The organism is Trichocoleus sp. FACHB-262, assembly GCF_014696035.1.
Lineage (GTDB): Bacteria > Cyanobacteriota > Cyanobacteriia > FACHB-46 > FACHB-46 > Trichocoleus.
Map to the genome: position 1 here is coordinate 549,340 of NZ_JACJPK010000086.1, position 26,505 is coordinate 575,844.

Sequence of the window (26,505 nt, forward strand, 5' to 3'; positions counted from 1 at the left end):
GTGCTGTGGCACTCGCTCTCCTCCCCCTCTCATTACCAAACGGCCTCAATCAGCCGCTTTGGAAAAACTCGTATTGATGCAACCCAATGGTTTGTAGATAATCTACCAACCATTCTCTTCATTGATCTCAACTTGACTGCCCAACCCGGCAAAATTTATCACTACCAGACATAACTGGCTGGGAGTCGCCAAGATGCTAACAGATCTTTTACATTCTTGGTGAAACTGGCTTGGTAAAACTGGTGATCTGTTTTGCTAGGATGCCCCGCTTATTCGGATACCGCAAAAATAGGCAATTCTGCGAGACTCCGAACTTTTAAGTCTTGGTAAAATTCCTCCTGCGATAACTCTACTTTGGACTGAGCGGACAAAAATAGTAGCGCCCAGAAGATGGCGACGCGATCGCTAGTGCTGTGATGCGAGCCATTAGATAAGCCAGGAAGATCTAATTCTTGCTGAGCAGCACCCGACCATAGTTTTATCAACAAATCAAAGTCTAGCCAATCTTCTCCTTGGGAGATTTTTAGCCATTGGGTCGCCAGAAACTGGTCTAATGCGGCTGCCACTTCGGAAAGGTTTTCTTGGTGCGCTAGTTGCGCGATCGCTCGGACTGCTTGGCTGCGCGATTGGGGACGGGGGCGACGGGGGCGAGTGCGGGGAGCGGCTTCGACCATGCTTGCGGCCATCAGTTCCAGTTGCTCAATCAGCTCCTGCAAGGTGACTCGGCGGTTTTGCGGCGGTTTTGCCACCGCTCGTCGCCGTAAGCGCCGTTCTAGATGTAGTGGCATCTGAGTTTCCATCAACCCATCTGGCTCTAGGAATTCCCCCTCGTCGAGCACTTCAACTTCAGAAGATTCGGCCCGGACTAACGTGTCAGCTTTGAGGAGCACCAACATGGAGGCGTATAAAAAAGCCTGCCCAGAACGAGACAGATCGGCTTCGTAGGTGGCTCGGTTCATTTCTACCGTGTCGCTGGGAGTCAATTCACTCAAAAAGCGATCGATCACCTCAATTACTTGGACATCCCAAGGGTCAATTTCACCCCGCTCTGCCAACTCGGTCAGTAAGGCGATCGCGCTTTGGGCCAGAGACAGAACCATGCCACCAATTCCTACTTGCTGTTAATGCGAACAAAGGCAACCGCCGCTAAGACAATCAGGCCCAGCAAGAACACTGGCACCACCAAACTCCAGAGACTATCAGGGTTAGTCAAATCAGCAGTCCACATCCCAGCCAGCCTCCCAGCAGTCTAGACTTCTTGGGCCATAGAATCAACCGCAGGCAGTAGGGGTTGCTGGTTTTGAAGTTCTGCTTTGTAGCGATCGAGGTCTTGTTCTAGCTCTTCAATGCGTTGCTCCCGCTCTTGAACTTGTTGCAAGCCTTTGCGAATTTCCAGCATGTGTTGTAGTTGGGCCCAAACGCTGAAGACCCAGGCCAGTACTGCACCCACGCCCAAGGCCAAAATCAGTTCTACGGCTAGGGGAGCCTGAATTTGGATATCTCGAACAATATGAATGGTGGCAGGTTCGGTATTTTCTAAACTGAACAAGACCAAAGCTAGCGCAATGACAAAGATGATTAAAAAGTTAATCTGGCGCATTCATCAACTCCTCAATTTCACAGGTCTGGCTAACTTCACAAGTTTTTTAAGCATCATCAGGACTGTAACTTAAATCTCAGACCCGATATCTGAAGAAAAGCTTAGCAGCCTGCTCACTCGATCGAATGGTTCTGTATGGTTCAGTGAATTAGCGGCGCACCTGGTTCTCTTCTGGCAAAACTTCTGTAGTAACTACTTTGGGGCGGTTGATCTCCCGAATTGCGTCAATGGTGCTCTTAATGGTGCCTGCGATCGGAACTGCGACTAAAACGCCGAGTAATCCCGCAATTTGCGCCCCCATCAATATGGCGATAAAAATCCAAATGGGGTTTAGTCCGGTGAAATTGCCCATCAATCTAGGAGCCAAAACATTGTCCTTAATCTGCTGCATCAAGATTGCGGCAAAGGCCACCTGTAGCGAGAGCCAAAAGTCTTGAAACATGACTAGCAGGATCACAATTCCAATTCCCAACGTCGCTCCAATAAAGGGAATTAGCTCAGCCACGCCAATCAACAGGGCAAAGAGCAGCGCAAAGGGCACCCTCAGCCCGATGAAAATGGGAATCAGCGTTGAGAACATAAAAAATCCCAACAACAACTGACTGATGAAAAAGTTTTGAAAATTCAGGCGCAGAGAGGCGCTGAGCGGTAAACCAATGCTGGCTGGCAACAAGTTGACTAAGCCTTGCCACATGCGATCGCCGTAGAGCAGCATATAAAAGGCCAGCACCACCACCAAAACCAAGTCGAATAGCCCCGAAACCGTTATGATTGCCAAACCCAATGCTTGACTGGCTAAGGCTTGTAACTGATTTTCGATTTGGTTGTTAATCCGAGTGCTAAAACCTTGGAGGTCTAACGGGAGACGATGTGCTTTCGCCCAAATGTCTAAAGAAGCTACATGACGCTGGCTATCCGCTAGCGACGCAGGAAGCTTGTCCACAAACTGAGCGGCTTGCTCCACCAAAATCGGGACCAAGGTTACACCCAGCACGACTAACAGCGCCAGTGCCAGCAGCAGAACCGCGATCACGGCTTGAGAACGGCTAATTTGAGTCCGTTCCAAGATCTGCACTGGATAGTTGAGCAGAAACGCCAAAATTGCCGCCACTACTAGCAGCGTGATCGAGTGCTCAAAGTAGCGAAAAACCTGCGACAGAATCCAAACGTTCAGAGCTACAATTGGGCCGCTCAAACCCAATAGAAACAAACGCTGGAGATTGTTTGAACGGCGCATTGTAGATAATCCGTGAGTCAGCAGCTAGCAGGGTTTGACTAACCTTCTGAGGCAGGAACTTGAGTCGAACCCGCTGTTTGTCCAGGCAGAGATTGATACTTCAAGTACCACCCACCCAGCACTAAAAAGACGATGATCACAGTGCCAATTCCTAACGGACTCGGTAGCCAAAAAGCTGCTTCTAAGTGGTTGATCTGGCCTGGCTTCAGCGTCCAGATCAATTCATGACCTTGCTGGCGACGCTCCGCACTAATGGCATTAGCTGCCGTATCGATGCTGCGGGCTCCCCAAGGCGTGTTGAGCCGAAACTCTAAGTCTAATAATGAGCTAGGACTTACCAACAAATCTCCATTGGCACTCGTGACACCGAGCGATCGCAAGTCGAGAGTATAACTGAGGCGATTCCGTAGCAGGAGCAAGAAGTTACTTTGCGACAGCTGAAAGTCTGACGTAATCTCAGGCAAAACTGGTTCGGCTCGTTTCGCCGTACCTTTTTGGGTTGACGGCTGCAAAAACTCGTTGAATTTAGTATTCAGATCAGCGCCACTACTGAAGGGGATGATGGCTGTGACTTCTTGGTTAGAGTTGCGGCGGATTTTGCCACCTAAGCGCCGAGTCCGCTGTTCGACTGTCTCTAGCCACTGTTGGGCGCTGGCTCCACTCAAGCTGGTCAGGCGATCGTCCAACTTGATGTGTTGGACGATTTCACCCCGGTTGGGACTCTCGAAGTTGATGCCGACATCATACTGAACGCAACCAGAAAGCAGTAAGGAAGCTAAGAGCATCATCCAAACCACTCGAAAGCGCCTAAGCTGCTGTCCTAGCTTTTGGGCGATCGCTTTTGTGACCGTTTTTGTGATTATCTGAGTTGGCCGACTTGAATGGCGAGTTGTGAGCGATGACTGCTTGATCGTTCTACCCACTGGCTTGACTCCCAGGTTGATTCCCATACTTGCTCATCCTATCTGTATCTGTTGCAGCGGCACTAGTCTGTAGTTAAGGTATGCAACAGCTTTTAGCTAAACCACCACAAACTGCCCAAGATTAGCGCCATCAGCCCTAAGGCGAACCAGAAAAAGTTGGCATTTCTAGAGCTAGCTTGACCGAGATTAAAAGGAGACTCCGGTTCTTCGGCTGCGGTTACTTTGCGCGGCGATCGCGCGGGTGCCGTTCCCGCACTGCCTCGCCGATCTTTAGGATCGCTTTCCGCTAAGGTTACCAAATCGGGAATCTGGGTCAACCATTCAGGGCGAGTATTTAGTTTGGGGGCTTCTAGGATATAGAGTAAGCGCTTACTTTGGGTGCGAGTTTGCCAGTCGGGGTGCCGAGTTAATTGCTGACACAGGGCGATCGCTTCGGGGCGCTGGTCTGCGGCTTCATAGGCTGTCACCAACCACATTTGCACCTCTCCACCCAAAGGAGATGTGCGGTTGACCAAAGCACTAGCTTTTTCTAAATGCTGCACCGACTGGCGATACTGTCCTCGCTCAAAGGTAGCTTTGCCAGCCTCGTATTCAGCTTCAACGATTTCTAGGTTTTCTGAACTCACGCTTCTTAAAGTTAGATCAGGACTGGGACTGGGCCAAGCATCAACATGCTTAACTTATTCGCCTTAAATCACACTACAAATCTGGAAGCTGCTACATTTCTGAGCAGCTTCGATGCTTTTTCTACCATCTAAAGCTACGGTAAAGCACCTTTCAAGATCCTAGCAAAGGGCGTTAGTCTAGATCTGAGAGCTAGCGATCAGTTGCTTTGAGAAATTCATACCTGTCAGGGTGTCGCCACGTTCAGCCTTGAGGTTCAGCTTTGGCTTAGTCAATCGCTCCTACTTTCGGGTCACCCTTATGTCTCACTCTTCTCAGTTACAGTCTGCTTTCCAGTTCAGTTTAATTTCAACCTTTGCTTTAGTAAGCATTGGTGGCTCTTTGCTAAGTGCCGCTCCGGTAGTAGCAGGTCAAAAAGTGACGATTAGGCGCGTGATTTTAGTCAACCAAGCACCTAATTATGTGATTTACCATCCACCTCAGATCGACCCCCTATTCTTGAGTCCCGCGATCGGCTCACCTAGTTTTTCTAATAACTATGGTTCCGTGGGTTATGGCTGTTTTCATCCCTGTATTACACCCTATCCTGCTGTGGGTGGAACGAGCCAGAACATTCTCAACGGCAGCGTGGTGAATTCTACCTTGGTGAATCCGGTGGTAGTCAACTCGCCCATCTACAACTCCACCTTGGTCAATCCCGTGATTATCGAGCGACCTCGGTATCGTCCTGGGGTGCGGGGGTCTTTTAGTATTTCGTTCTAGTCAGCGCCAACATCAGCCTTATTGCGGGCCAGGACAATTTCTCGCTTATCTACCATTGTCATCATGGCAGGCATGTCTGCCGAGACTCGTTTCTGCCAGTTCAACTCAGCTACTACTGCGTTAAAGGTCTTACCTTGAGTCATGCGGTAGCCAATTTCTTCTACGTCCTTCCAGCCCAAGCTGCTTTCGGTATAGGCCTTGGCCATCGTGATCAGTAGGTTTTGGTACTCGTTGCCTTCCTGCTTGGTCATCATGGTGTGGGGGATGTCGAGGACGCGATCGAAGCGGTGGTACCAAGTTTTTGGTTGCCGTGGTAGAACAGCGCGAAACATGGCTCTGTGATCGTTATTGCCGACAGCGCGATCGCTCTCGCTAGAAATGATCAGCATGGGAGCCACCGGATCTAGAGACTTGGAGCGAGTCAACACCTCTTGGCCAATATTCAGAAAAACTCGTAAGTTCGGCAACAAAAATCCAGAATAACCAACGGGAACGCTCCCTGGTTTGCTTTCCCACTGAAAATAGGAACTGGCCTTTTGCACGAACAAATCTATGACTTTGCTGCTGCTACTGAGGTAGGGAGCGAATAGCAGTGTGCGATAAATCTGCTGCGATCGCTCGAAGGCCAGCCAATTTGCTAGTGTCCCTCCCCCTGAAAGGCCACCGACAATCACCTGCTTTCCTAGTGCTTGTGCCTGCTGGAGCCATTGCAAGGCGAATTGCTTATAAATTGCTGGATCGCTTGGGAGCGGGGGAGGATTGTCAGGCCCCCAATTGCCAGTGACGCCATGCCCTGGCATTAAAGGAACCAACACGTTGTAACCCGCTTTGTAAAACGCCTCAGCTATGGGCTGAAACTGGTAGGGTGCGGCTGTAAAGCCATGAAAGAAGAGGCAAACTCGCTGGGTGGGTTGGGGGTGAAACCAGAACTTGGAGCGGCAGGCTTCATGACGCAGGGGTAGAGCATCTTCCCGCGCTTTTGCTTGCTTGGCGATCGCGGCAATCGTAGCAGAGTAATTGGGCATAAAACAGCCAGTTTGGTTTCTTTAGGGTTTGAGTTCAGCCTGGTGCGCTGCAACAATGGCCTTGAGGTCGAGCAATGCCATCATCACAGACAACTCCGCAGCCGTGCGTTGCTGAAGATTTAGCTCAGCTACAGCACCATCAAACGTGTTTCCGTGCAGCAAGCGATCGCCAATCGCCAACACCTCCGACCAAGTTAAGTTGCTTTCCACAAAAGCTTTTGCCAAGGTGATCAGCAAGTTTTGGTAATCATTCCCCTCCGCTTGGGTCATCATCGTATGTGGAATATCTAGGGCTTCGTCCAGACAGTGATACCAAGTTTGAGGCTGAAGCGTTCGGGCAGCTTGCGCCAAGGCTTGGTGATCCTGAGGGTTAGTAGCGCGATCGCTGGCACTAGAAATCACAAACATGGGTGCGGCTGGGCGATGAGCCACGCGGTCGAGCAACTCTTGGCCTAGATCCAAGAACAGGCGCAGCGTGGGAATCCGGAAGCCATCATAGCCATGATGCCCAGGCTCGTCTTTGTTCAACCATTCAAAGTAGACAGGCAGAATTTCTACCAAAAAATCGACTAATCGATTCGTGCCACTCAGATACGGCGCAAACAGCAGGGCACGAGCGATCTGCTGCGGGTACTCAGAGGCTAGCCAAGCCGCTAAGGTGGCTCCGCTGGAGAGTCCGCCCACTATGACTTGCTGCCCTAAAGACTGGGCCTGCTGAAGCCAATCCACGGCAAAATTTTGATAGATGAGCACATCTGTCGGAAGCGGTGGCGGATGATCGCGATTCCAGTCGCCAGCAATGCCGTGCCCTGGTTGTAGGGGCACCAGAACGTTGTAGCCTGCTTGGTAAAAGGCCTCACCCATCGGCTCAAATTGGTAGGGGCCTGCCGTAAACCCGTGGAAGAACAAGCAAACCTTAGAAGTGGGCCGCGGGTGAAACCAAAAGCGGGAACGGCAAGCAGGGTCTCGTACAGGCAAAGCATCTTCGCGTGCCTGGGCTCGGTGAGCGATCGCGGAAATTTGCTCAGAATAAGTGATCATTCGTCTTACTTCATAAACTCAGAAGCCACGAGCATGGAGCCAATACCAGCATCAGTAAAGATTTCTAGCAGCAGGGAGTGAGGCAGACGGCCATCAATAATGTGGGCCGCTTTTACACCTTGAGCCAGCGATCGCACACAACAATTGACTTTAGGAATCATGCCCCCAGAAACCACTCCAGATTCAATTAGCTGGCGCGCTTCTTGGATATCCAGCTTGTCAATTAAGGTGGAAGGGTCATGATAATCGTGCAAGATTCCGGCTGTATCGGTCAGCAGAATCAGCTTCTCGGCTCCGAGAGCCGCTGCTAGCTCTCCCGCAACTGTATCCGCATTGATGTTATAAGCTTGCCCCGTGTCGTCTGCTGCGACGCTAGAGATGACCGGAATATGTCCTGCCTTCAGCAGCGATTCTAAAATCCGTACGTTGACGCTATTCACCTCACCGACAAAGCCAATGTCTGCTTGACCTTCGGGACGTGCCTTGACCAAGCTGCCGTCTTTGCCGCAGAGCCCGACTGCACAGCCGCCCGCTTGATTAATCAAAGAGACAATTTCTTTATTCACCCGACCGACTAAGACCATCTCCACCACGTCCATCGTGGCAGCATCGGTGACTCGCAGACCATTCTTAAACTGAGGTTCAATCCCCAGCTTATCGAGCCAAGTGTTAATCTCTGGGCCACCGCCATGCACCACTACAGGCCGAATCCCGACGCAAGCCATGAAGACGATGTCCCGCATCACCTTCTCTTTGAGATTGCTATCTTTCATCGCGGCCCCACCGTATTTGATCACGATGGTGCGTCCGGCAAACTGTTGAATGTAAGGTAAGGCTTCACTGAGGATGCGGACGCGGGTTGCATCCTCTTGCCGAAAATATTCGCTGTCGTTAACCATGAGGGCTGGATTGGGCGAAAAGTCAGGTCTAGTAGAGCTTAATATCCCTAAGGGTGGGAATGAAAGCCGTGGAGTCTAACGAAATGCGATCGCTCATCAACAATCGCTGACTAATTTAGCTCAGTGACTGGCCTTCGTTCTGGGCAAAGCACTGTAGGAATTTCTGCTATGACTCTGGCAGTGATTTGCTCTGGAGTTTCTCCCGGCTGCAAAGTCAGATGCAAATCAGCCTGGGCATAAAGAGCTTGGCGCTGCTCCAGTAAGCTTTGCAACTTTACCTTTAAGTCAGTCTCTCGTAATAAGGGGCGAGTCGCATCGTTTTGCAATCGGCTGTAAAGCACCTCTACCGGAGCATCTAACCAGACAACTAAGCCATGCCTCAGATAGCTCCAGTTTTTGCGCTGGAGTACAATCCCTCCGCCTGTCGCGATCGCCAATCTGACACAAGACGATAGCTCGGCCAATACAGCAGTTTCAATATCCCGAAATGCCGCTTCTCCGGTTTCCGCAAAGATTTCGTTGATCGATTTTTTCTGGGACTGCTCAATCAACGTGTCTGTATCGAAGAAGTGGTAGCCTAACTCCTTTGCAAGTAGGCGTCCTACCGTTGTTTTGCCAGCCCCCATCATCCCAACGAGGTAGAGATTGACTCCTTTTAGCAACTGATTCATGAGATTAATTTCATGAGGTTAAGAGGAATAGCAAGACCACCCTTAAAGCACCGCTTGATGAGATTTACTTCTGTGGGGTCTTCCTGTAGCTTACTGCTTTCAGTAAAACAAACCGTTAAAATCTCGCCTCACCTGAGCGCCGACTGGCTGGGGCGATCGATTACTGAAACCTAAAGTCTCTACTGCTCTGCTTGAAATGTGATATTACTAAAAAGATTCCTACGTAATTTTACTCAAACTACAATAAAATCTTTAAGGTAATAGATGAGCTTCGATATTTTTGACGAGCGGTACTATCTTGCTACTAACCCAGACGTAGCCAATGCGGTTCAAGCAGGCTTCTTTAGTTCTGGACTACAGCACTTTCAACTATTTGGGATTACTGAAGGGCGCGTTTCTGCTTCACCTCTCTACAACGAAGGCCTGTACCTAGAAGCCAACCCAGACGTGGCGAATGCGGTTGCCACTGGCAGCTTAAGGTCTGGATTGCAGCACTACATTTTGTATGGCGAAACAGAAAGCCGGTTTGGATTATTGGGCTTGTATAACGAGCAAGCTTATCTGCAAAGATATCCTGATGTCGCGAATGCAGTTCAGTCAGGCATTTTTAGTTCTGGGTTTCAGCACTTAGTGCAGTTTGGTCTTGAGGAAGGTCGCTTTGCTGCTCTATTTAATGAGCAGTATTACTTGCAGAAGTATCCAGATGTCGCCAATGCGGTGCAGACAGGTATTTTTAGTTCTGGATCGCAGCACTTTTTGCAATTTGGTTTCACTGAAGGGCGATCGGGCGGAACTTTATTCAATGAAGGTTTCTACCTACGTAGATACCCTGATGTGGCAAATGCAGTTGCTGCTGGAATCTTTAGTTCTGGTTTGGCCCACTTTGCCCAGTTTGGAGAAACCGAGAATCGTTCTGGTACTACATTCAATGAGCTAGCTTATCTGGCTCTCTATCCAGATGTGGCGGATGCTGTTAAAACTGGAGCCTTTAGCTCTGGTCTAGAGCATTACTTGCAGTATGGGCAACTTGAAGAGTTTAGAAGCCCTCTCTTCAGTGGCAGTCGAGGCAATGATGTTGTGACTGCTGACAGCAATAACTTTGGCTTCGAGAATACCTTTATTGCCTCTATTACGGGAGTTGAGGTGGGCCAGGTTGCAGCTAGTGCTGGAGACTTACAGGATGCTATTTTAGGCAGCTTTGGCGTCGGTGAAGTGGATACTTTAATCGGCGAGGCTGCGGTTGATGAGTTTTATCTGGGGTTTGGCATGACTCCATCCAATTCGACTCCTACAACCTTTTATGTCGGGGGCGGTAATGCTGACTTTGCGCTAATCAAGAATTTTGATGTAGCTGAGGATGCTATTGTTCTGGCGGGTGAGCCTAGTCAGTACAATTTTCAAGTTGTTGACGGAAGCTTGAACATTGCAACCGCGACTAATGATTTGATTGGCATTGTTGAGGGCGTTGGTTCGCTTGCATCCATTGGCCCTGGAGCTATCTCTGGCACTTTCTTGTTGGGGTTGGTGCAGGTTTAGCGAGATTGTTGATACCCAGAGCAAGATCACTGCTTAAGCGCAATAAAGGAGCGATCGCTTACGCAAAACTATATTTGTGAGATTGCGTAGGCTCTGCAAAAATTCCTCCGTAAATTCCGAAATAGAAATATCTAGCTTTGATGTCTTAATCAGTACTTTCGGGTGACATCATGACCTTTGATATTTTTGATGAGGAATATTATCTTGCCACTAACCCAGATGTAGCGGATGCCGTTGCTGCGGGATTTTTTGAATCTGGTGCTGACCACTTCAATACATTCGGATTTGCCGAAGGGCGGGTTTCCGTTTCCCCGCTGTATAACGAGAGCCTGTACTTGCAAGCAAATCCAGATGTAGCCAATGCGGTTGCCTCGGGTTTCTTTAGCTCTGGTTTAGTGCATTACATGGCCTATGGTGAAGACGAAGGACGCTTTGGCTTGTATGGGACATTCAATGAGCAAGCTTACTTAAGCAGATATCCCGATGTAGCAAATGCCGTTGCTGCGGGCTTCTTTAGTTCTGGTTTCAGTCACTTCGAGCAATTTGGCTTTGATGAAGGCCGCTTCGAGGCATTGTATAACGAGCAATATTATTTACAAAAATATCCCGACGTAGCAAATGCCGTTGCTGCGGGCTTCTTTAGTTCTGGGTTACAGCATTACCTGAATCATGGTTTAGGTGAGAATCGCTCCGGCGGCACTTTCTTTAATGAAGGCTTTTACCTGCGTGACAACCCGGATGTAGAGAATGCCGTTGCTGCGGGCTTTTTCAGTTCTGGGTTGGCTCACTTTGCTGAATATGGCGAAGAAGAAGGCCGTTCTGGCACTAGCTTTGATGAATACCTCTATCGTTCAGCTAATCCTGACGTGAATAATGCGATCCAAGCTGGCGCGTTTAGCTCTGGTGAGGACCACTATCGCATCTTTGGCCAATTCGAGCCACACCGAACAGGTTTCTTCACGGGAACGGATGGAGACGATACTATTGTCAGTTTCGGTGTTAACTCTGAATTGCTAGGAGTAAGTGAAGACCCAGGAACAGGTATAGTGCAAAGCTTAGGAACTGGCGAGATCGATTATTTAATTGGAGGTAGCGAATCTAATACCTACATTCTTGGACTGGAGGACGCATTTGGTCCTGTGCAGTTATACCTCGGAAATGGCAACAGTGATTATGCCTTTATCCGAAGCTTTGACATCCAAAGCGATTATATCCAGTTAGCAGGCTCTCCCGAAGTGTACGTTCAGCAAGTAGTGAACGGTAGTTTAACCCTCTCTACTACATCCGGTGACTTGGTTGGTGTTGTGGAAGGTTACACAGATTTCTTATCGGTGATTTCCGAGGGCCCTGGAACGTTTCTAGTAGGTTAAGGAACTTGAACTATGGGTTAAATTAATCCTAAATTGCCTAAATTGAGTGAAAAAAAGCGATCGCCCTGCCTGGATTTAAGCCAAGAGCGATCGCTTGCTGAAAAAGGTAAATTTATCTAGAACTAGTGGCTATAGCCACCTTGAGGGAAAGCGGCTGCATCTTTTAAGCCATTTTGTGTCGCTTCTGCTGGATCGTTCGTCACAGAATCTAAAAACTCTTTGGTGCTCTCAGGCAAAGGCTCATTCAAGTTCAGCTTTTCAGTTACGTTTTCAGCCGCATCTTTGATCGCGCCGACGAAGCCACCTGCCTCTTTGGTGTTTGCCTGAAGGTTCTTTTTGGAATTTTTGGTATCAATTTGGATGCCGCTAGCCGTCCCAGTGCTGTTGCCATCCGGGTTGTATTGAGCAGCTTCAGGGGTCGCAGCAGCTTGAGCAGAAGGGATATAGCTGATTTGACCTAGAGCAGCGCTCAAAAAGAATGTCATTCCGACTAGAAAAGCACTGAGAACTTGGCGTAATTGAATTTGTTGTAAACGACGAATAACTCGAATCATAAACATCCTCATATAGAGCAACGTCATCAGTGTTGCTTGTTTATGCAGGACGAACATCAATCCGCCGATATAAACTCGCCGCTGTAGAAATAGCCAATGGGTGGATTGGGGATAGGGGGTAAGCCGCTACCAATCAGACTTTGAGCGATCGCCCCAACCTTTGTCTCGCCAGGTTTGATCCCCCCAATCATCGTTTTGGGAGTCTCCCCGGTCTTGCCTGTCGGGACGCTCTGCCCAGTCACGGCGTTCAACATCACGAGGCGTTTCATCCTCAAAATCTTCATCTTCAAAGCCGTAGTCATCTTCTGTCTCTTCCAGCGGTTGGGGCGGTGGAATAATGACTCGGTAATCAGCATCATAGACAGATTCAGATCGGCCTACGCCAGAGGTGTTTGGCTCTTTGTAGCTATAGGAGTAAGATGACCCAGAGCGATAACTAGAGGTTGGTTCTTGGGGCACTTCGTAGTTTGTGCGATCGCGCTGATCGCTGGAACTATAGTCAGAGCGATCTACGGGGTCTGTTTCCTCTTCCTCGTCCCCAAAGTCTGTTTCATCAGTAAAGCGATCTGCTGTGGGACTGGTATAGCTAGTTTGATCGCTAGCTGAGCGACTGCTGCTATCCCAACTAGAACGCGAGGCGGCGGCTTCCGTTTCTAGCCGCGAAGCAGTAGCGACCCGCGATCGCATTTTCTTGACAGCTAGAGTGTTGGATAACTGGAAAAGCCCCGTTAGCAGCAACGTCGTAAGTGCTCCAGCCGCGATCGCCCCTAAAACCCAGACTGAGAGGGGTAATAGCAAGGTCTGCTTACCGAGAAAGACCAGCGGCAGTTGAGATACCCAATTTTGCAGGGTAAATGCAGCTAACGCTACTAAAATCAATAGCAGTAGTAAGAGGCGGATCACAGGCATGCTATTCAGCACTCAGCTCTAAATTGTCTTCTACTTGTTAATATTGCCAGCTCGACCTTACACACCCTATACCCTACATCCTATAGCTTGCCTAGCGCCAATGATGGCGGCATCAGTGCCCCTCCCAGCGCTTTAGCGGTACACAATCCAGCTCAAACTGATCTAGGGCGCGAGCTACGACAAAATCCACTAAATCTTCGATCGTTTGAGGCTGGTGATACCAAGCGGGGATAGCTGGGACAATCCTAGCGCCTGCCTCCGCTAAAGTGGTCAAGTTGCGGAGGTGAATTAAGCTTAGGGGGGTTTCACGAGGAACTACTACCAATTTGCGGCCTTCTTTGAGCTGGACATCGGCAGCTCGTTCTAACAAATCCGAACTCAACCCCCCAGCTAATTTAGCGACAGTACTCATACTGCAAGGCATCACCAACATCCCTAAGGTGCGAAAAGAGCCGCTGGCAATGTTAGCTCCCACATCGCCCGCTGAGTGACAAGTCAGTTGACCACCTGTTAAAACCCCCGCTTGCTGCCGCCAGAACTGTTCTTGTTGCAAGGGTTCGGCTGGCATCCGGATGTCTTGCTCGGCTTGCCAAACCATGTAGGTAGCTTTAGAGGCTACCAGTTCAATGGCATAATCTGCGCTCAAGAGAAACTTGAGTGCCCGTACGGCATAAATGAGACCCGATGCCCCTGATACGCCGAGAATCAGAGGCCGAGGTAGGGCTGAAGCCACAGAATTAGACACAGGTTTTTGAACTCAGCCTTACTCTTCAAGATGACGGGCACCAGGGTCAGCGTCGTAACCCAGGTCAGCATTACTGCTTCCGGGTTCGTCGGAGTCATCTTCAGACGCTTCGCTACCACCACCGACAGCAATCAGGTCAATTTGCTGGCGATAGTAATCAACGCTTTTCACTTGGACTTCCACGCGATCGCCCAAACGGTACTGCTTCCGGTTCTTCCGACCCACTAGCTTCTGCTGCCGCGATCGGTACTCATACCAGTCATCCTTCAAGGAACTGACATGTACCAGACCTTCGACTAGTAGATCTTCAATTTCGACGAAGAAACCGTAGGATTGCACTCCAGTAATTAAGCCCTGGAAGATTTCGCCGGTATGTTCTTTCATGAACCCAGCTTTTTTCAGACCTTCTAAGTCGTCTTCCGCCTCTTGCGCCACTTTCTCCCGCTCGCTCAAGTTGTTGACGATGGTGGCAATATGACTCTCTAGGTCTTGGTGCAATTCTGGGGGCAACACATTCCAGTTAATTTTGCCGTAGCAAGAACCGTCTCGGAGGTTGACGCTGTCCTTAGCACGGGTAGAACGGCGATCGCGGCCTTGCTCAAACACACTCTGTAGCACCCGATGCACCAACAAGTCTGGGTAGCGCCGCATGGGAGAAGTGAAGTGAGTGTATCCCTGCTCTAGCGCCAAACCAAAATGCGGTCGGGGATGCGTGGTATAAACGGCAGGCTTGAGCGTAGACAGCAGCAGATAAGTGAGCACCTTTTCGGCTCGCGACTCCGCAAACTGCTGAGTAAAGTTTTGGTAGTCTTGCGGCTGAATGGTATCTTCCTGCTCCAAGCGCAAGTTAATGCCCATGTTGCTGACGAGCTTCATGAGTTCTTGCACCTCCCCGACATTGGGCGTGGGATGCACTCGATAAATCCCAGGTACACCCAGAGCTTGCAAATGTGCTGCTACGACTTGGTTCGCTAGCAGCATAAACTCTACTACCATCGCTCGCGCCGAGAGGTCGGAGGAGACGATGACTGCCCCTAAAGCTCCCTCGTCGTCGTAGTGGAAGCGGGTTTGCGGCAAGTTAAGTTCAAAGGCACCCCGCTGGCGACGCTGAGTTTTTAATGCCTGACTGAGCAACGCCAATTGATCGACCATCTCCCTGACTCCATCAGGCAGTGACTCGACAAAAGCCGCCGTTTGGCTATCTAGCGACTCAGACTGCGGCTGCTGGCGCTCTAGAATTGTCTGCACTTGCTGATAACTGAGTTGATGGTCCACCTGGAGCACAGTGGGTTGCAGCTCATGCTCAACCACTTGGCCTTCAGGACTAACGGTAAAGAGTAAGGAGATGGCAAGGCGATCTTGTCCTGGTACTAGGCAGCACAATTGCGCCGCTGCATCGGGCAACATCGGTAGCACCACGTCTCCCAAATAAACTGAAATGCCCCGCTTCTGCGCCTCAATATCCAGCGGTGAGCCAGCCTGGATATAGTGAGACACATCTGCAATATGCACCCCTAAGCGCCAGTTGCCTTCCTCGGTCTTTTCCAAAGTGAGGGCATCATCACAACCATCGACAGGTTGCTGGGTGCTGTCTGCTTTCAAGGCTAAGGCTAAGCGATCGCGGAGATCTAAGCGGTTTTTTAAGTCGGCGGCTTTGAGCTTCTTAGGTAGCGCTTCCGCAGCTTTCAGGACTGCGGGGGGAAACTCTCGACGCAAATCGTACTTGCAGCTGACAATATCGGTATCTGCGGCTGACTGAGCATCACTGCCTAGAACTTGCGTCACTTTTCCTAAGGGAGGTTGCTGTCCCAAGGGGTAGCGCTGCACTTCAACATGAACTAGATGATCCAGGGCGGCTTCTAGATCTACTCCATTGGTCTTCAAGTGCAATTCAAACAGCAAGCGATCGTCTAGGGGCACCGCTTGATAGCCTTTTTCCGATTGCTTTACCCGCGCCAGCACTGAGCTATTGGCCCGCTCTAAAATTAGCCGCACTTCCCCTTCCGGGCTGCGACGACGGCTGCCTTCCTTGGTGACTCTGACCAAGACGCGATCGCCGTTCCAAGCGTTGCTGAGTTGGCTCTCGCGGACGTAGATGTCTTCTGCTCCTTCTTCATCCTGAATCGCGAAGCAAAACCCTTTGCTAGAACAGCGCAGTTTGCCCTCAACGACGCCTTCTTCCCAGACCCGACGGTATTTGCCTCGCTCTTTTACCAAAATGCCCACCTTTTCCAGGGCATCTAGGGCAATTTGGAGCTTACGCAGACCCGCATCGTCTTGGCAGTTCAGCTTCTTTTCCAAGACTTTAGGGGCAATCAGTTTGTCATCCGCGAAATTTGCTAACAGTGCCGCGATCGAAAATTCCATGTAGCGATAGGTCCTTAAATTTCTGTTGATTCGGTTCTCTCACCCTTGCTGTGATGACCCAGGCATCGCTTAGCCTGTGTTATCCCCGATTTACCTAGAACCTATCCGAAAACCCCGGAGGGGCTTTGAATTTCAAAAACTCAATAGAGTTTTCGAATAGGCACCTAACGATGTCACTTGCTGTAAACCTGCATCAATACAACGCTTCGCATTTATACAGGCAATACAGCTTACATCGCACGCCAACCCATGCCTTGCAGCTCAGGTATGCCAGTCACTCAGCTCCTTGCATTTACTAAGCCCTAGGTCATCCACAGCTGATGAACCTCGATCCTGCCCTAGACATAGCAGCCGCAACAGCGCGAACTTGCTTTTTGACAGGGTCTGGGGAATACCATCTCTTCATTGATTAGTGCTCTAGAGTTACGTTTCTGGAGCTACCAGCTAGATGAAAGGACAGCCATAGTACATCGAGACGTTGTAGGAGGCAGGAGTAACGAACGCTAGATTCGGGTTGACAATGTTCCAGTGCTTTAATTGCGTCTACCTTGGCACTGTACACACTCTATTTAATACTTTCGCACTGAATGTAAACCTGTCAAACGCTATTCATCAAATCTCTCATCAGAATTACGTCTTTAGAACCAAGAAACACTCTTTTTCATCAGACTATGGCAGTCCTAAATGATTCCTTGTCCAGTTCCTAATAACGCTGTCCAGTCACAATGTAAGCGACACGCTTGCCAATATTAGTTGCGTGATCAGCCATTCGTTCTAAGTGACGAATCACTAAAACCAACAAAACCGTTGGCTCTACGACGCCTCGAAGATCAGTTTGATGCGCTAGGAGGTCGTATAAATCTTGGTAATCTGAATCGACCGCATCATCCTTTGTCTTCAAATCCAGACCTGACTCTGCATCTAGATCAGACAAAGCAGCCAAACTCATGGCGAGCATGGCTTGGCAGCGGTCTAGCATGAGTTGCACTCGCTCCATGCAGGGATGAATTGGGTAAGGGAACAACTTAACCGCAATTTCCCCCAAGTCCTCAGCGTAGTCGCCGATCCGCTCCAAGTCTCGCACCAACTGCATTAAGGCACTAATCATTCGTAAGTCCTGGGTCACAGGGGCTTGTAGTGCCATCATGCTGACGCAATCTAGTTCTATTTGGCGGTAGAGCTGATCAATCTGTTTGTCTTGCTGACTGATCCGCTCAGCGGCTTCTAAATCTCGCTCAAATAAAGCCTGGCGGGCTAAGCGACAGGATTTTTCTACCAAGGCACCCATACGTAGAACGTCCCGTTGCAGGCGTTTAAGCTGGCGATCGAAATGGGTTCGGACAGATCTTTGGCTTTCCAACGAAACAGTTACCAATCTTAAAAATATGTAGATTTTATTAAACTTTGCCTCGAAGGCTGGGCTTTCGAGTTTTGCAAAGATGATTTATCTCATTGAAATAGCTTAAGTATAGCCACCTAAAACTTAGAAAGATGTAGTCACGATCGCTCTAAATCAAAGCATTTTGGCTCCAGCCGCTATAAGCAGCATTTGTAAGCATGCAGTTTCTCTTCAGCACTAACTGTTCATTTAGAACTCTTTGTTGAGAGTGTATCGGCTGTGCTTCTGCGACTAGTTGCAGAACCGACTGGAGCTAGGTTTTGCAGCCTTAACTATGCTTAGAAGTAGACCAGGCTGCGATCGCAGCTTTAGCTGATTTTTTGTTACATCATGTAACAAGTTGTTCCAGAAGCCAGGAATTTGGCCGAAATTGGTGAACTAGCAACCTCAAAATATGGAGTTTTCAAACATGTCTATATCAGATACCCAAGTCTACGTTGCGCTAGTCGTTGCTTTGATCCCAGGGATTATGGCTTTCCGGTTAGCCACCGAACTGTATAAGTAAGCTCGCAAATTGAGCGATTGGAGCCTATCTTAGGGGTGGGGTCAAAACCTCCGGGCAATCTTAGAAATTTAGTGTAGATTGTCTGATAGCAACTAGGCTTTGCTGCTGAGATAGTCTCCAATTGGAGCTTTTGGGTGCTATGGAATTGGTTGATCTGAACCTACCATTGAGCCTGGGTAGCAAAGGTGCGTCACATTCAAGGTTTTACGTCACCCCACTCCGTATGAACGCGATTCAACCCTCAAGCCCCCCTTTAAGAACTAGCAACCATTTGCGGCTGGCTACTCCGCCTAATCCGCGCCAGCGGCGCAAACCTGCCAAAGCAGCCACGAAGCTACCTGTTGGTCTTGTGATGGAAACAACGCTGAAGTTAGCTGTGAACGTCACATTATCTGTTGCTGCTGTCTCTACGTTGATGCGGATTTTGCCTTACCAGTTATCGCAGCAAGAGAAGTTGCAAGAAATTCGAGCTGAAGTCAATGTGACTGAAGGGCGAGTGAATCGCTTACGAGACGACTTTAGTCGCCACTTTGATCCACAGCAGACAAAAGCACTTATGCAGGAACAAAGCAATCGGGTAGACCCAAAGCAGCTACAGGTCGTGTGGACGAATGTGGCCGATTTGGCTGATACCGACGAGGTTACTCCCTAGAGGTGGAGTCGCTGGAGTCTGGGGTTTAACTTAGCTAGATCGCGAGGAGGTAGCTTTGGCTACGCTCTTAGGGGACTGAGAAGGTCGTTGAGCCAATTCTCCACTTGCTGGCGGAGTCGCTGTGCAGATTCGGTATGGGTCAGAAGCAGAATTTGTAGAGCTTTCTGGTAGTCAGCGATCGCGCAGTTCCAATCCCCCATGATGTGGAACGTGCGGCCCCGCTCGGCGTAAATGTGGCCCTCGAGCTGGCCGAAGTGCAGCGCTAGCTCAAAGTTGCCGATCGCTTGCTCATACATCTCTAGCTGCCGAAAAGTAATTCCTTGGTTGATCCAAGCGCGAGTGTTGCCCGGATTTAGGTCAATAGCAACTCCGTAGTCTGCGATCGCCTCAGCTAATTGACCTTGAGCTGCATAGTAGTTGGCTCGATTGTTGTAGACGCTAGCGAGCTTGGGATTTAGTTCAATGGCTTGGTTGTAGTCTGCGATCGCTTTTTCGCTTTGTCCGCTTTGAAAGTAGACCAAACCCCGGTTGTTGTAATCTGTAGCACTAGCTTGGTGCCGCTCTAGCAATTCACTCAGTAGATCAATTGCTACCTCGTAGTAACCTTGCTGCGCTGCGGCGATCGCTTGCTGTCGTAATTGTTGGTCTTGCTCATCAGTGTGTACCTCAGGCCTTCCGCTGGAACGAGGAGATGGAGTCCCGGTTAGACGCAGTTGGTTGCCTTGCCGCCGATGAGGACCCACCTGCCCGACGCCAGTGCTAATATTTGCTTGCCCAGCCACAGAAGCTAGAGTTGAGCCCTGACGCCGACGCTGAGCGCTGCCTTGAGGGTTGAAAGCCGAACGACTACTCATACTCTTCTCCTGAATCAGTGACCGTATCTCTGGGCTTGTAGACTCACGATATCCAGTTGGCCGCAATTGTTGCTCTATCCGTGTGTCACTTACCGATGTGTCTTAAGTCATGATTTCCAGACGTTAAACTCGCAAGCCTTAGCTTTGAAGCTGTCTCCTAAGACTGATGCCGAGCAAGTGACAGAATAGACACCCTTAATACTGAAAACAATGCTGAGAACTTATAGCAAGACTACAAGAGCAACTCAGCCAATTTCTGAAGTGCCCCGCATACCTTGCCTGAACACAGCATTAGCAGTTAAAAATCTAACTGTTCGACACGCCTCGGGGATGGACGTGGCCAGAAGGCTTAACCGAGCTAAAATTCCTATGGAGCTTACCTGCGATCGCACTTTAACGAACTGTGATGCGTAGCTCCTTGAAATTTTTCAATTCCGTTGAAATTGGCAGTGCCAATCCAAATCTTCCATGACAACCGCTACCTCCCATCCTCAAGCCCCCGACCTCTCCACAGATGAATATTTAGTCATTGGTTTAGCTACTTGTTTTCTCAAAGAAGATGGCAAACTGCACGAAGTGAGAATTCTGGAGCCGATCCCCTCAGCCGCGATCGAAGCCATTGTGAAAGGAGTGCCCACCTCTTACGAAATGGCCCTTGCCACGACTTTAGGCACAGTCCTAGCTGGAGAAACCCCACAAAAGCCAGATGGGTTCCCGGAAGATGCCCAATTCTGTGATGAATTTGTGCAGCGTGCTATTGCTGCCGCTCGTACCTACAAAGCCAAGACCGCAGCACAAGCTCATGTCCCTCCTGGAACGACTCGTCAAGACTTCAACTACTCTACCGAACGCAAGCGAGTGCTAAACTCCCAGCGCATTGTCAGAGCTGAAGACAATGTGAAACAGCATAAGTACACGCACGAAGTTCTCTAATTTGAGAGGGCTGAAATGGGGGCTGTCCACCAATGGTGGTCTTGTACCAAAGTCTGAACTTGCCAGTGCGGCTCGGGCTGCGGAAAGTCAACCCGATAGTGACCACCCCGGCTCTCAGTGCGAAACAAAGCGCTTTTCAAAATCAAGTAGCCAACATCCAAAAGATTTTGGGTTTCGCTCCAAGTGCGGATGGCTGAGTCAGCATCCGGCAAGCCCACGCTAGCGGCTTGAGTTGGTGCTAAGTTCAGCAGGAATTGGCTTAAAGGCAGGGCAGCAAATTCTGCTTGCCAGGTTTCTACTTGAGCGATCGCGGCCAGAAGGGTAGTTTCTTCGCGGCAAATTCCGGCGCTTTGCCACATTAAACGAGGTAATTCTTGACGCATAGTGGCGATCGCCGCCTGCTGACGCTGCCAATCTGTAGGCTCAGGATAATAGCCCTCAGATTCAGGGACGCTTGGCTCTGAGCTTGAGTCAAGGGCGTTCCATTGGCCTAACTCTAAATGGGCTAACTGAGCCCCATAAACCAAACACTCTAGCAACGAGTTGCTGGCTAAACGGTTGGCTCCATGCACGCCAGTACTGGTCGTTTCCCCCACCGCATAAAGCCCTGGAATCGACGTCCGACTCATCGTGTCAGTTACCACACCTCCCATCCAGTAGTGGGCCGCAGGTGTCACGGGAATGGGCTCCTGAAACACATCTACGCCCCACTGTTGAGAGACTTGAATAATGTTAGGGAAGCGATGCCGAGTCGTGTTTACAGGAATGGGCCGGAGGTCCAACAAAACGTGGGCGCTGGCGGGGTCTGCTTCCGTCTGTTGTAAGTGATTGAAAATTGCTCGACTGACTACATCTCTAGGAGCCAGTTCTCCCGCTGGATGGTACTCGAAGGCAAACCGCTGGCCTGCCGTATCCACTAAGTGCGCTCCTTCCCCGCGTACCGCTTCACTAATCAAAAACCGGGGGGCTCCAGGCTTGCTTAACGCTGTGGGATGAAACTGGATGAACTCTAAATCCCGCAACAAAGCCCCGGCTCGCCAAGCGATCGCCACTCCATCTCCTGTACTCAACTCGGGATTAGTCGTCTGGGCGAATACCTGCCCTCCCCCACCTGTCGCCAAGACCACGGCTGTCGCTCGAACCCAAACAACTTGCCCTTGGTGGATCAAGCTAATTCCCTGGCAACGTTGAGTTTGGGGATCAATCCATAAGCTCAGAGCAAACGTTTGAGGAAATACTTGAATATTTTTGCGCTCCAGCACCTTCGCCGTGAGCGTATTGACCACAGCCCGTCCTGTGGTATCTGCTGCGTGCAAGACTCGTCGCCGAGAATGGGCTGCTTCCAAGGTCAAAGCGAGTTCTCCATCGTGGCGATCGAATGCCACCCCCATCTCTACCAAGGACCGAATGCAATCAGAAGCGTTCTCAGCCAAAAACTCCACTGCTGCGGGATCGCAAAGCCCTGCACCCGCTTTGATCGTGTCAGTAATGTGGAGAGCTGTAGAATCATCTGGAGCGATCGCGGCAGCAATCCCACCCTGAGCCCAATCACTCGCCGAAAGAGATAAGGTGTCTTTGGTAATTAAGCCGACTTGAAACGACGGCGGCAGACAAAGGGCGGAATAAAGCCCTGCGGCTCCCGCCCCTACCACTAAAACATCAAAAGGCTGAGTGAAGTCAGGACTCTGGGCTGGAGCAGGGGGTGGAAGAGGTAACGAAGTGTCCAATAAAAATTGCTCCCTGTCATCAATCGCGCGTAAGGATTAACCTTACTGTACAGAGAGCAAAGATATTATTGCAGCGTTTAACCACCCAGTTCTGACCCAGAAGCTGTAGAGACAAGGGCAACTAAAGTACCGGGCTTCTACAAACTCAGTCAACAGTGGCAGAGCTGGAGGCAGATTTAGCGGTAGATACCGTTGTTGAAGCGATCGTCTCCCTCGGTCAAGGCAGAATCTGGATCGGTCACGGTAAAGTTCTTGAAATTTGCTTGCAACGTCTCTTTCTGGCGATCGCTGATGCCAGGTAGATCAAGAACATCTTCCACCTTTTCATAAGGTGCGTGCTGGACGATCGCACGCGCTAAGGTGGGGTACAAGCCAGGATATTGCAAGAAAGCCCGAACATTGGTGTTGTTGAGATCGATCTTGTCCCCGACTTTGGCCCGCTTATCATCGACTGCATTGCGAGGAGCGACCTCAGCAGCTAAGACGGGGATCGGTTGCAGAACCAAATGGCTCAAGTTTGCAGCGATCGCTTGTTGAGGCAACCCTAGCCATCCTAGGCAGCCCACTAACAAACTGAGAACTGATAGCCAGCGAACAAAGCGTTTCATCGATTTATACCTTCCTCTGAGCAGATAAAATCCACACACAGCATTTATAGAATTGGCACAAGAATACCCAACCCTGGAAAAGCGCGATGCTCTCTAAGGTCGTGCAAAGCAGCAAATGCCACAAATTTTCTAAAGTCTAGGGTAGCGTACCCAGGTACCCTGGAAAACCTCTAAACTTTGCGTTGCTCGGCGCTGATGCGCTTTACCGCCTTAGATCTTAAAGCGTAAACCTAAACTACTAGTACTCTGTGACAGCAATCTTGACAACGCTCTAGAGAGGTTCAGGGCTTTCATTACCCAGCACTAGACTTTCTTCCTGCATTTGTAGAAAGCGATTTAAGTCAGCGAAGGTACAGGCATGGGTAACAGTGGGTACGTCGTAACCTTTTAAGTCCACTGTATGAGTCTGAAACAAAGCTTGATAAGTTGGGCCCATCGGCACGTGCTTATAGGTTGTTTCTCCTAAGGCTACATCCAGACGGATTTCTTTCGTGGCAGATTCTAAGCGGAAGGCAGCGTTAACTGTGTCTCCTAGGGCGGTATAGTCAGGGCGATCGCCACTCCCCGTATTCCCCACCATCGCAAACCCAGTATTAATTCCTGCCCCAATGCGTAGCGGAAATGGCAGGGGATACTGGTCGTACAGCTCACTCGTCATCTTATGCATGGCGCTGAGGGCACTAAAAATGCGTAGCATCTCTTCGTCACTGACCCCTTGGGTGCCGTGAATCCAGACTGCCATCACCGCATCCCCAATATATTTATCGACCCAACTGCCGTGTTCGCGAATGATATCGCCGGCTCGCCGAAACCAGGTGCCGATCACCTCAGAGAGGATTTTTTCGTCCAGTTGCCGAGTCAACCCCGTAAAGTCACGAATATCCACCACCAAAACTGAGATCAGGCGGCGGACATGCAAGGTTGCGGTCGCGGTAAATTCTTTGGAGTCCATTCCCATCGACGGATCAGTGAGGTGCTCTGGGGAAGGACAGTAAAACTCTAATTCGATCTGACCAAAGGTGAGTTGGTCTCCGTTTTGTAACGTTACCGGAACACTAACTCGGCGGCCATTCACAAAGGAGCCATTGCGGCTTCCCAAGTCAATGAGATAAAACTCGCCTGTTTCCATGCATTGAAGCATCGCGTGGTTCCGGGAGATCCAGCGATCGGGCAGCACAAAGTTGTTGTCATCGCTTCGACCAATCGTCCAGCAGTTGTTGCCGACTAATGGAAGATATCGATCACCTGCCTCGGAACGGAGCACTAAATGAGGAGTGGATTGAAAAGTCACCACAGGCTAAGAAATCACTGCATCTTTCCCTATGATGCATCCTGACACATCTATCTACGACTATCCATGACACATCTACTTATGCCAATGAATGCTTTCGAAGATTTAACTAAGAATTGTAAGCAAAATCTCGTTGCGCTTGAAGTTTGCCCTGAAGTCCAAAGAAGTTAATCTTGGAAATGCTGACTAGCAGCTCAGGAACTTAAGCCGCAGAAGCTACCAACCAGAATAAACCATCTACTAAAATTGTGCTCAGCACAGCTCCGCCAAAGGCCCACCAGTGAGCTTTCTGAGAGCGTAGTGGCAACAATCCCACCACCAGCAAAGTTACCCCCAGCACCGCTGCCCAAGCTGCTCCCCAGGGTGTCCGCATTTGAGCGATCGCATCCTGAAAAATGGGTAATGCCAGCGCTGGATCAACTTGCATCAATCGTCGCCAATGGGGGATCAAATCCACGATATAGAAGTAAAGATCAGTAACGACGGTCCCGAATAAAGACCCTAAATAAAAGAAATTTCCTACCTTCCCCCACTGGCGCATCAGGCACCAAACTGCAACAGGCAACCCAATGGCCTCGATGGGTAAGTGCAGCAGTGGCTCCCAGCGAAACCATCCCCAATAAATAGAACCTGCTAACCAACTCCAGGTGAATCCAAAAAGCAAGTCACCCCAGAGTTGGGTGCGATCGCGAGCCATCAAGACTAAGCTGAGTCCAAGCCAACCACCAGTCAGAAGTAAGCTCAGCACAGGCTGCCAGCGCACTAAGGGAGCCTGAATAAAAACAGGTACCGCTACTAGCAGGACAGCAGCAGCCAGCACGAGCCAAGTTTGGCTAACTCGAAGCTGCCAAGCTGAATCAGGCGACCTTTCCTGGGCTGAATCAACCATGCGTGAGGATGGGGGGAAGGGTGTGAAGGAAGACAAAGTATTTTTAAGTTTCTTATTTAATTTACTTTTTTTAACATAACACAAGCACATCCCCTGGGGGGGCATCTTGTTTATGATAACTTAGTTTTTCTCTTGCCAAAGCTTGAGATCAGTGCCTCTGATGTAATCGTTGAAACTTTCGCAAGTTTGCAACACTCAATTACGCTATACCAGAGCAGGTGAAAGTTGAGCTTTCTAGCTGCTGGCGTAGGGGCAAATTGCTTGCCATCGCTCTTGGCTGAAGCAACGTAGCTAAGGAACCTGAGAGTGGTTTGTCCTGCTCCTTGTTGAGAGCAGCAGTAAAAACTGGATACCGAACTGATTAGTTTTCTGGAGTATGTGCATGACGATTGGAATAGACAGTTTGGTGTGGCTCAGCTATTCCTTAGAACCAGTGTCAATTCCATCAGTACAGATGGATCATTTAGCGAATATTTTCTCTCTATTAGCCGTTGCTACCCCAGAAGCGAGTGCTGTTAACTGGTTGGCTGAGTTGTTTCAAGCCTTCATTTTGGGAATTGTGCAGGGCATTACAGAGTTTTTGCCCATTAGTAGTACTGCCCATTTGCAGGTTTTTACTAAAGCGTTGGGCTGGGCTACTGTAGGCGCTAAACCGTTTGTGGCGACGATTCAATTCGGCAGTGTGGTCGCAGTGGTCATCTACTTTTGGTCGGACATTCGCACCATTTTGCTAGGAGGATGGCAAGCCGCCCAGAAGCGAGATTGGCAGCGGGAGGAATGGAAACTTTTAGTGGGAATTGTAGTGGGCACGATCCCAGCGTTGGCGGGGGGATTTTTGCTCAAAAAGGCGCTGAATGATGATGGCTCGACCATTAACAGCATGACGACGATCGCGATCGCCTCTATCGTCATGGCACTGTTATTAGGAGCCGCAGAAAACCTAGGGAGTCGGAAACGGGATTTCTCGGCGTTGCGAATTCAAGATGGAATCTTGATTGGTTTGGGGCAAATGTTGGCTTTGGTGCCAGGCGTTTCTCGCTCTGGCTCTACCTTGACGGCTGCTCTATTTTTAGGATTGGAGCGGCAAACAGCGGCTAGATTTTCTTTTTTACTAGGGTTGCCGACCTTAGCGATCGCAACCTTATACCAGTTTTTTAAGGAAGCGCTGGGCCAAATCGACCTGTCTTTAGTAGTGGTTGGCACGCTGTCATCTTTCATTTTTTCTTACCTCTCCATTGCCTGGTTATTGCGCTATCTGCAAAATCGCAACACCTGGATCTTTGTTTGGTATCGTTTGGGCTTTGGTGCAGCGATTCTGACGGCAGTGGCGGCTGGCGCTTTACGGAATACCTGAGGCTGGACTCTCTAGAATAGAAATTGGCCT

At 49.8% G+C, this 26,505-nt stretch carries 27 protein-coding genes; 8 read left to right on the forward strand and 19 right to left on the reverse strand.

Annotated features, from left to right (window positions below):
- Positions 1-174, forward strand: a complete 174-nt coding sequence (locus H6F68_RS20090) for a hypothetical protein (protein ID WP_190561667.1) — start codon at positions 1-3, stop codon at positions 172-174.
- 95 nt (positions 175-269) lie between these two features.
- Here H6F68_RS20090 and H6F68_RS20095 read toward each other — a convergent pair whose 3' ends face one another.
- The 5 genes from H6F68_RS20095 to H6F68_RS20115 all read right to left on the reverse strand — a co-directional run bounded on the left by H6F68_RS20095 (position 270) and on the right by H6F68_RS20115 (position 4,386).
- Complete coding sequence (locus tag H6F68_RS20095; protein ID WP_190433730.1) at positions 270-1,100, reverse strand: segregation/condensation protein A; 831 nt, start codon at positions 1,098-1,100, stop codon at positions 270-272.
- Between the two features lie 149 nt (positions 1,101-1,249).
- Positions 1,250-1,600, reverse strand: a complete 351-nt coding sequence (locus H6F68_RS20100) for a lipopolysaccharide assembly LapA domain-containing protein (protein WP_190433729.1) — start codon at positions 1,598-1,600, stop codon at positions 1,250-1,252.
- Between the two features lie 148 nt (positions 1,601-1,748).
- Positions 1,749-2,837: an AI-2E family transporter gene (locus H6F68_RS20105; RefSeq protein ID WP_190561669.1), complete on the reverse strand. Its 1,089-nt coding sequence runs from the start codon at positions 2,835-2,837 to the stop codon at positions 1,749-1,751.
- Between the two features lie 38 nt (positions 2,838-2,875).
- Positions 2,876-3,787, reverse strand: coding sequence for a DUF3153 domain-containing protein (locus H6F68_RS20110; RefSeq protein ID WP_190554709.1), 912 nt, complete (start codon positions 3,785-3,787; stop codon positions 2,876-2,878).
- 65 nt (positions 3,788-3,852) lie between these two features.
- Positions 3,853-4,386, reverse strand: a complete 534-nt coding sequence (locus H6F68_RS20115; RefSeq protein WP_190433726.1) for a hypothetical protein — start codon at positions 4,384-4,386, stop codon at positions 3,853-3,855.
- 298 nt (positions 4,387-4,684) lie between these two features.
- Here H6F68_RS20115 and H6F68_RS20120 point away from each other — a divergent pair, with 298 nt between their 5' ends.
- Positions 4,685-5,146 (forward strand): hypothetical protein, encoded by a 462-nt coding sequence (locus H6F68_RS20120; RefSeq protein WP_190561671.1) that lies wholly within the window; start codon positions 4,685-4,687, stop codon positions 5,144-5,146.
- Here H6F68_RS20120 and H6F68_RS20125 read toward each other — a convergent pair.
- From H6F68_RS20125 to H6F68_RS20140, 4 genes are all read right to left on the reverse strand, one after another.
- Positions 5,143-6,171, reverse strand: coding sequence for a carboxylesterase (locus H6F68_RS20125; RefSeq protein WP_190561672.1), 1,029 nt, complete (start codon positions 6,169-6,171; stop codon positions 5,143-5,145). The genes H6F68_RS20120 and H6F68_RS20125 overlap by 4 nt on opposite strands.
- 21 nt (positions 6,172-6,192) lie before the next feature.
- Positions 6,193-7,212: a carboxylesterase gene (locus H6F68_RS20130; RefSeq protein WP_190561674.1), complete on the reverse strand. Its 1,020-nt coding sequence runs from the start codon at positions 7,210-7,212 to the stop codon at positions 6,193-6,195.
- A 5-nt stretch (positions 7,213-7,217) separates the two neighbouring features.
- Positions 7,218-8,111, reverse strand: a complete 894-nt coding sequence (gene argB, locus H6F68_RS20135; RefSeq protein ID WP_190433721.1) for an acetylglutamate kinase — start codon at positions 8,109-8,111, stop codon at positions 7,218-7,220.
- 110 nt (positions 8,112-8,221) lie between these two features.
- On the reverse strand, positions 8,222-8,782 hold the full coding sequence (locus H6F68_RS20140; RefSeq protein WP_190554713.1) for a shikimate kinase: 561 nt from the start codon (positions 8,780-8,782) through the stop codon (positions 8,222-8,224).
- Between the two features lie 264 nt (positions 8,783-9,046).
- Between H6F68_RS20140 and H6F68_RS20145 the strand changes: the two genes are divergently transcribed.
- Both H6F68_RS20145 and H6F68_RS20150 read left to right on the forward strand, forming a co-directional pair.
- Positions 9,047-10,318, forward strand: a complete 1,272-nt coding sequence (locus tag H6F68_RS20145; protein WP_199300178.1) for a hypothetical protein — start codon at positions 9,047-9,049, stop codon at positions 10,316-10,318.
- Positions 10,319-10,488: 170 nt separating this feature from the next.
- Complete coding sequence (locus H6F68_RS20150) at positions 10,489-11,688, forward strand: hypothetical protein (RefSeq protein WP_190561676.1); 1,200 nt, start codon at positions 10,489-10,491, stop codon at positions 11,686-11,688.
- 122 nt (positions 11,689-11,810) lie between these two features.
- Here H6F68_RS20150 and H6F68_RS20155 read toward each other — a convergent pair whose 3' ends face one another.
- From H6F68_RS20155 to phoU, 5 genes are all read right to left on the reverse strand, one after another.
- Positions 11,811-12,242, reverse strand: a complete 432-nt coding sequence (locus H6F68_RS20155) for a hypothetical protein (RefSeq protein ID WP_190434389.1) — start codon at positions 12,240-12,242, stop codon at positions 11,811-11,813.
- Positions 12,243-12,368: 126 nt separating this feature from the next.
- Positions 12,369-13,151 carry a LapA family protein gene (locus tag H6F68_RS20160; RefSeq protein ID WP_190561678.1) on the reverse strand — a complete coding sequence of 261 codons (783 nt, stop codon included), beginning with the start codon at positions 13,149-13,151 and terminating at the stop codon, positions 12,369-12,371.
- 112 nt (positions 13,152-13,263) lie between these two features.
- A complete protein-coding gene (locus H6F68_RS20165) occupies positions 13,264-13,896 on the reverse strand; it encodes a flavin prenyltransferase UbiX (protein WP_313930197.1) in 633 nt (210 codons plus the stop codon).
- An 18-nt stretch (positions 13,897-13,914) separates the two neighbouring features.
- A complete protein-coding gene (locus H6F68_RS20170) occupies positions 13,915-16,263 on the reverse strand; it encodes a ribonuclease R family protein (RefSeq protein WP_190561680.1) in 2,349 nt (782 codons plus the stop codon).
- Between the two features lie 703 nt (positions 16,264-16,966).
- On the reverse strand, positions 16,967-17,623 hold the full coding sequence (phoU, locus tag H6F68_RS20175; protein WP_190433708.1) for a phosphate signaling complex protein PhoU: 657 nt from the start codon (positions 17,621-17,623) through the stop codon (positions 16,967-16,969).
- A gap of 448 nt (positions 17,624-18,071) precedes the next feature.
- Here phoU and psaM point away from each other — a divergent pair, with 448 nt between their 5' ends.
- Together psaM and H6F68_RS20185 are read left to right on the forward strand one after the other, a co-directional pair.
- Positions 18,072-18,167 carry a photosystem I reaction center subunit XII gene (gene psaM / locus H6F68_RS20180; protein WP_190433706.1) on the forward strand — a complete coding sequence of 32 codons (96 nt, stop codon included), beginning with the start codon at positions 18,072-18,074 and terminating at the stop codon, positions 18,165-18,167.
- Positions 18,168-18,390: 223 nt separating this feature from the next.
- A complete protein-coding gene (locus H6F68_RS20185; RefSeq protein WP_190561682.1) occupies positions 18,391-18,819 on the forward strand; it encodes a hypothetical protein in 429 nt (142 codons plus the stop codon).
- A 59-nt stretch (positions 18,820-18,878) separates the two neighbouring features.
- Here H6F68_RS20185 and H6F68_RS20190 read toward each other — a convergent pair whose 3' ends face one another.
- Positions 18,879-19,673: a tetratricopeptide repeat protein gene (locus tag H6F68_RS20190; protein WP_190561684.1), complete on the reverse strand. Its 795-nt coding sequence runs from the start codon at positions 19,671-19,673 to the stop codon at positions 18,879-18,881.
- Positions 19,674-20,141: 468 nt separating this feature from the next.
- Between H6F68_RS20190 and H6F68_RS20195 the strand changes: the two genes are divergently transcribed.
- Positions 20,142-20,606 (forward strand): hypothetical protein, encoded by a 465-nt coding sequence (locus H6F68_RS20195; protein ID WP_190561686.1) that lies wholly within the window; start codon positions 20,142-20,144, stop codon positions 20,604-20,606.
- On the opposite strand, the gene nadB is transcribed toward H6F68_RS20195, so the two are convergent.
- The 4 genes from nadB to H6F68_RS20215 form a co-directional block, all read right to left on the reverse strand.
- Complete coding sequence (gene nadB, locus H6F68_RS20200; RefSeq protein WP_190561688.1) at positions 20,603-22,333, reverse strand: L-aspartate oxidase; 1,731 nt, start codon at positions 22,331-22,333, stop codon at positions 20,603-20,605. The two genes, H6F68_RS20195 and nadB, sit on opposite strands and share 4 nt — an antisense overlap.
- A gap of 176 nt (positions 22,334-22,509) precedes the next feature.
- Positions 22,510-22,941: a photosystem II complex extrinsic protein PsbU gene (gene psbU / locus H6F68_RS20205; RefSeq protein ID WP_190554721.1), complete on the reverse strand. Its 432-nt coding sequence runs from the start codon at positions 22,939-22,941 to the stop codon at positions 22,510-22,512.
- 271 nt (positions 22,942-23,212) lie between these two features.
- Positions 23,213-24,232, reverse strand: coding sequence for an adenylate/guanylate cyclase domain-containing protein (locus H6F68_RS20210; protein ID WP_313930198.1), 1,020 nt, complete (start codon positions 24,230-24,232; stop codon positions 23,213-23,215).
- 202 nt (positions 24,233-24,434) lie between these two features.
- Positions 24,435-25,121 carry a DUF3120 domain-containing protein gene (locus tag H6F68_RS20215; RefSeq protein ID WP_190554722.1) on the reverse strand — a complete coding sequence of 229 codons (687 nt, stop codon included), beginning with the start codon at positions 25,119-25,121 and terminating at the stop codon, positions 24,435-24,437.
- A gap of 382 nt (positions 25,122-25,503) precedes the next feature.
- Here H6F68_RS20215 and H6F68_RS20220 point away from each other — a divergent pair, with 382 nt between their 5' ends.
- Positions 25,504-26,475 carry an undecaprenyl-diphosphate phosphatase gene (locus tag H6F68_RS20220; RefSeq protein ID WP_242065575.1) on the forward strand — a complete coding sequence of 324 codons (972 nt, stop codon included), beginning with the start codon at positions 25,504-25,506 and terminating at the stop codon, positions 26,473-26,475.
- The last annotated feature ends 30 nt before the right edge of the window (positions 26,476-26,505 follow it).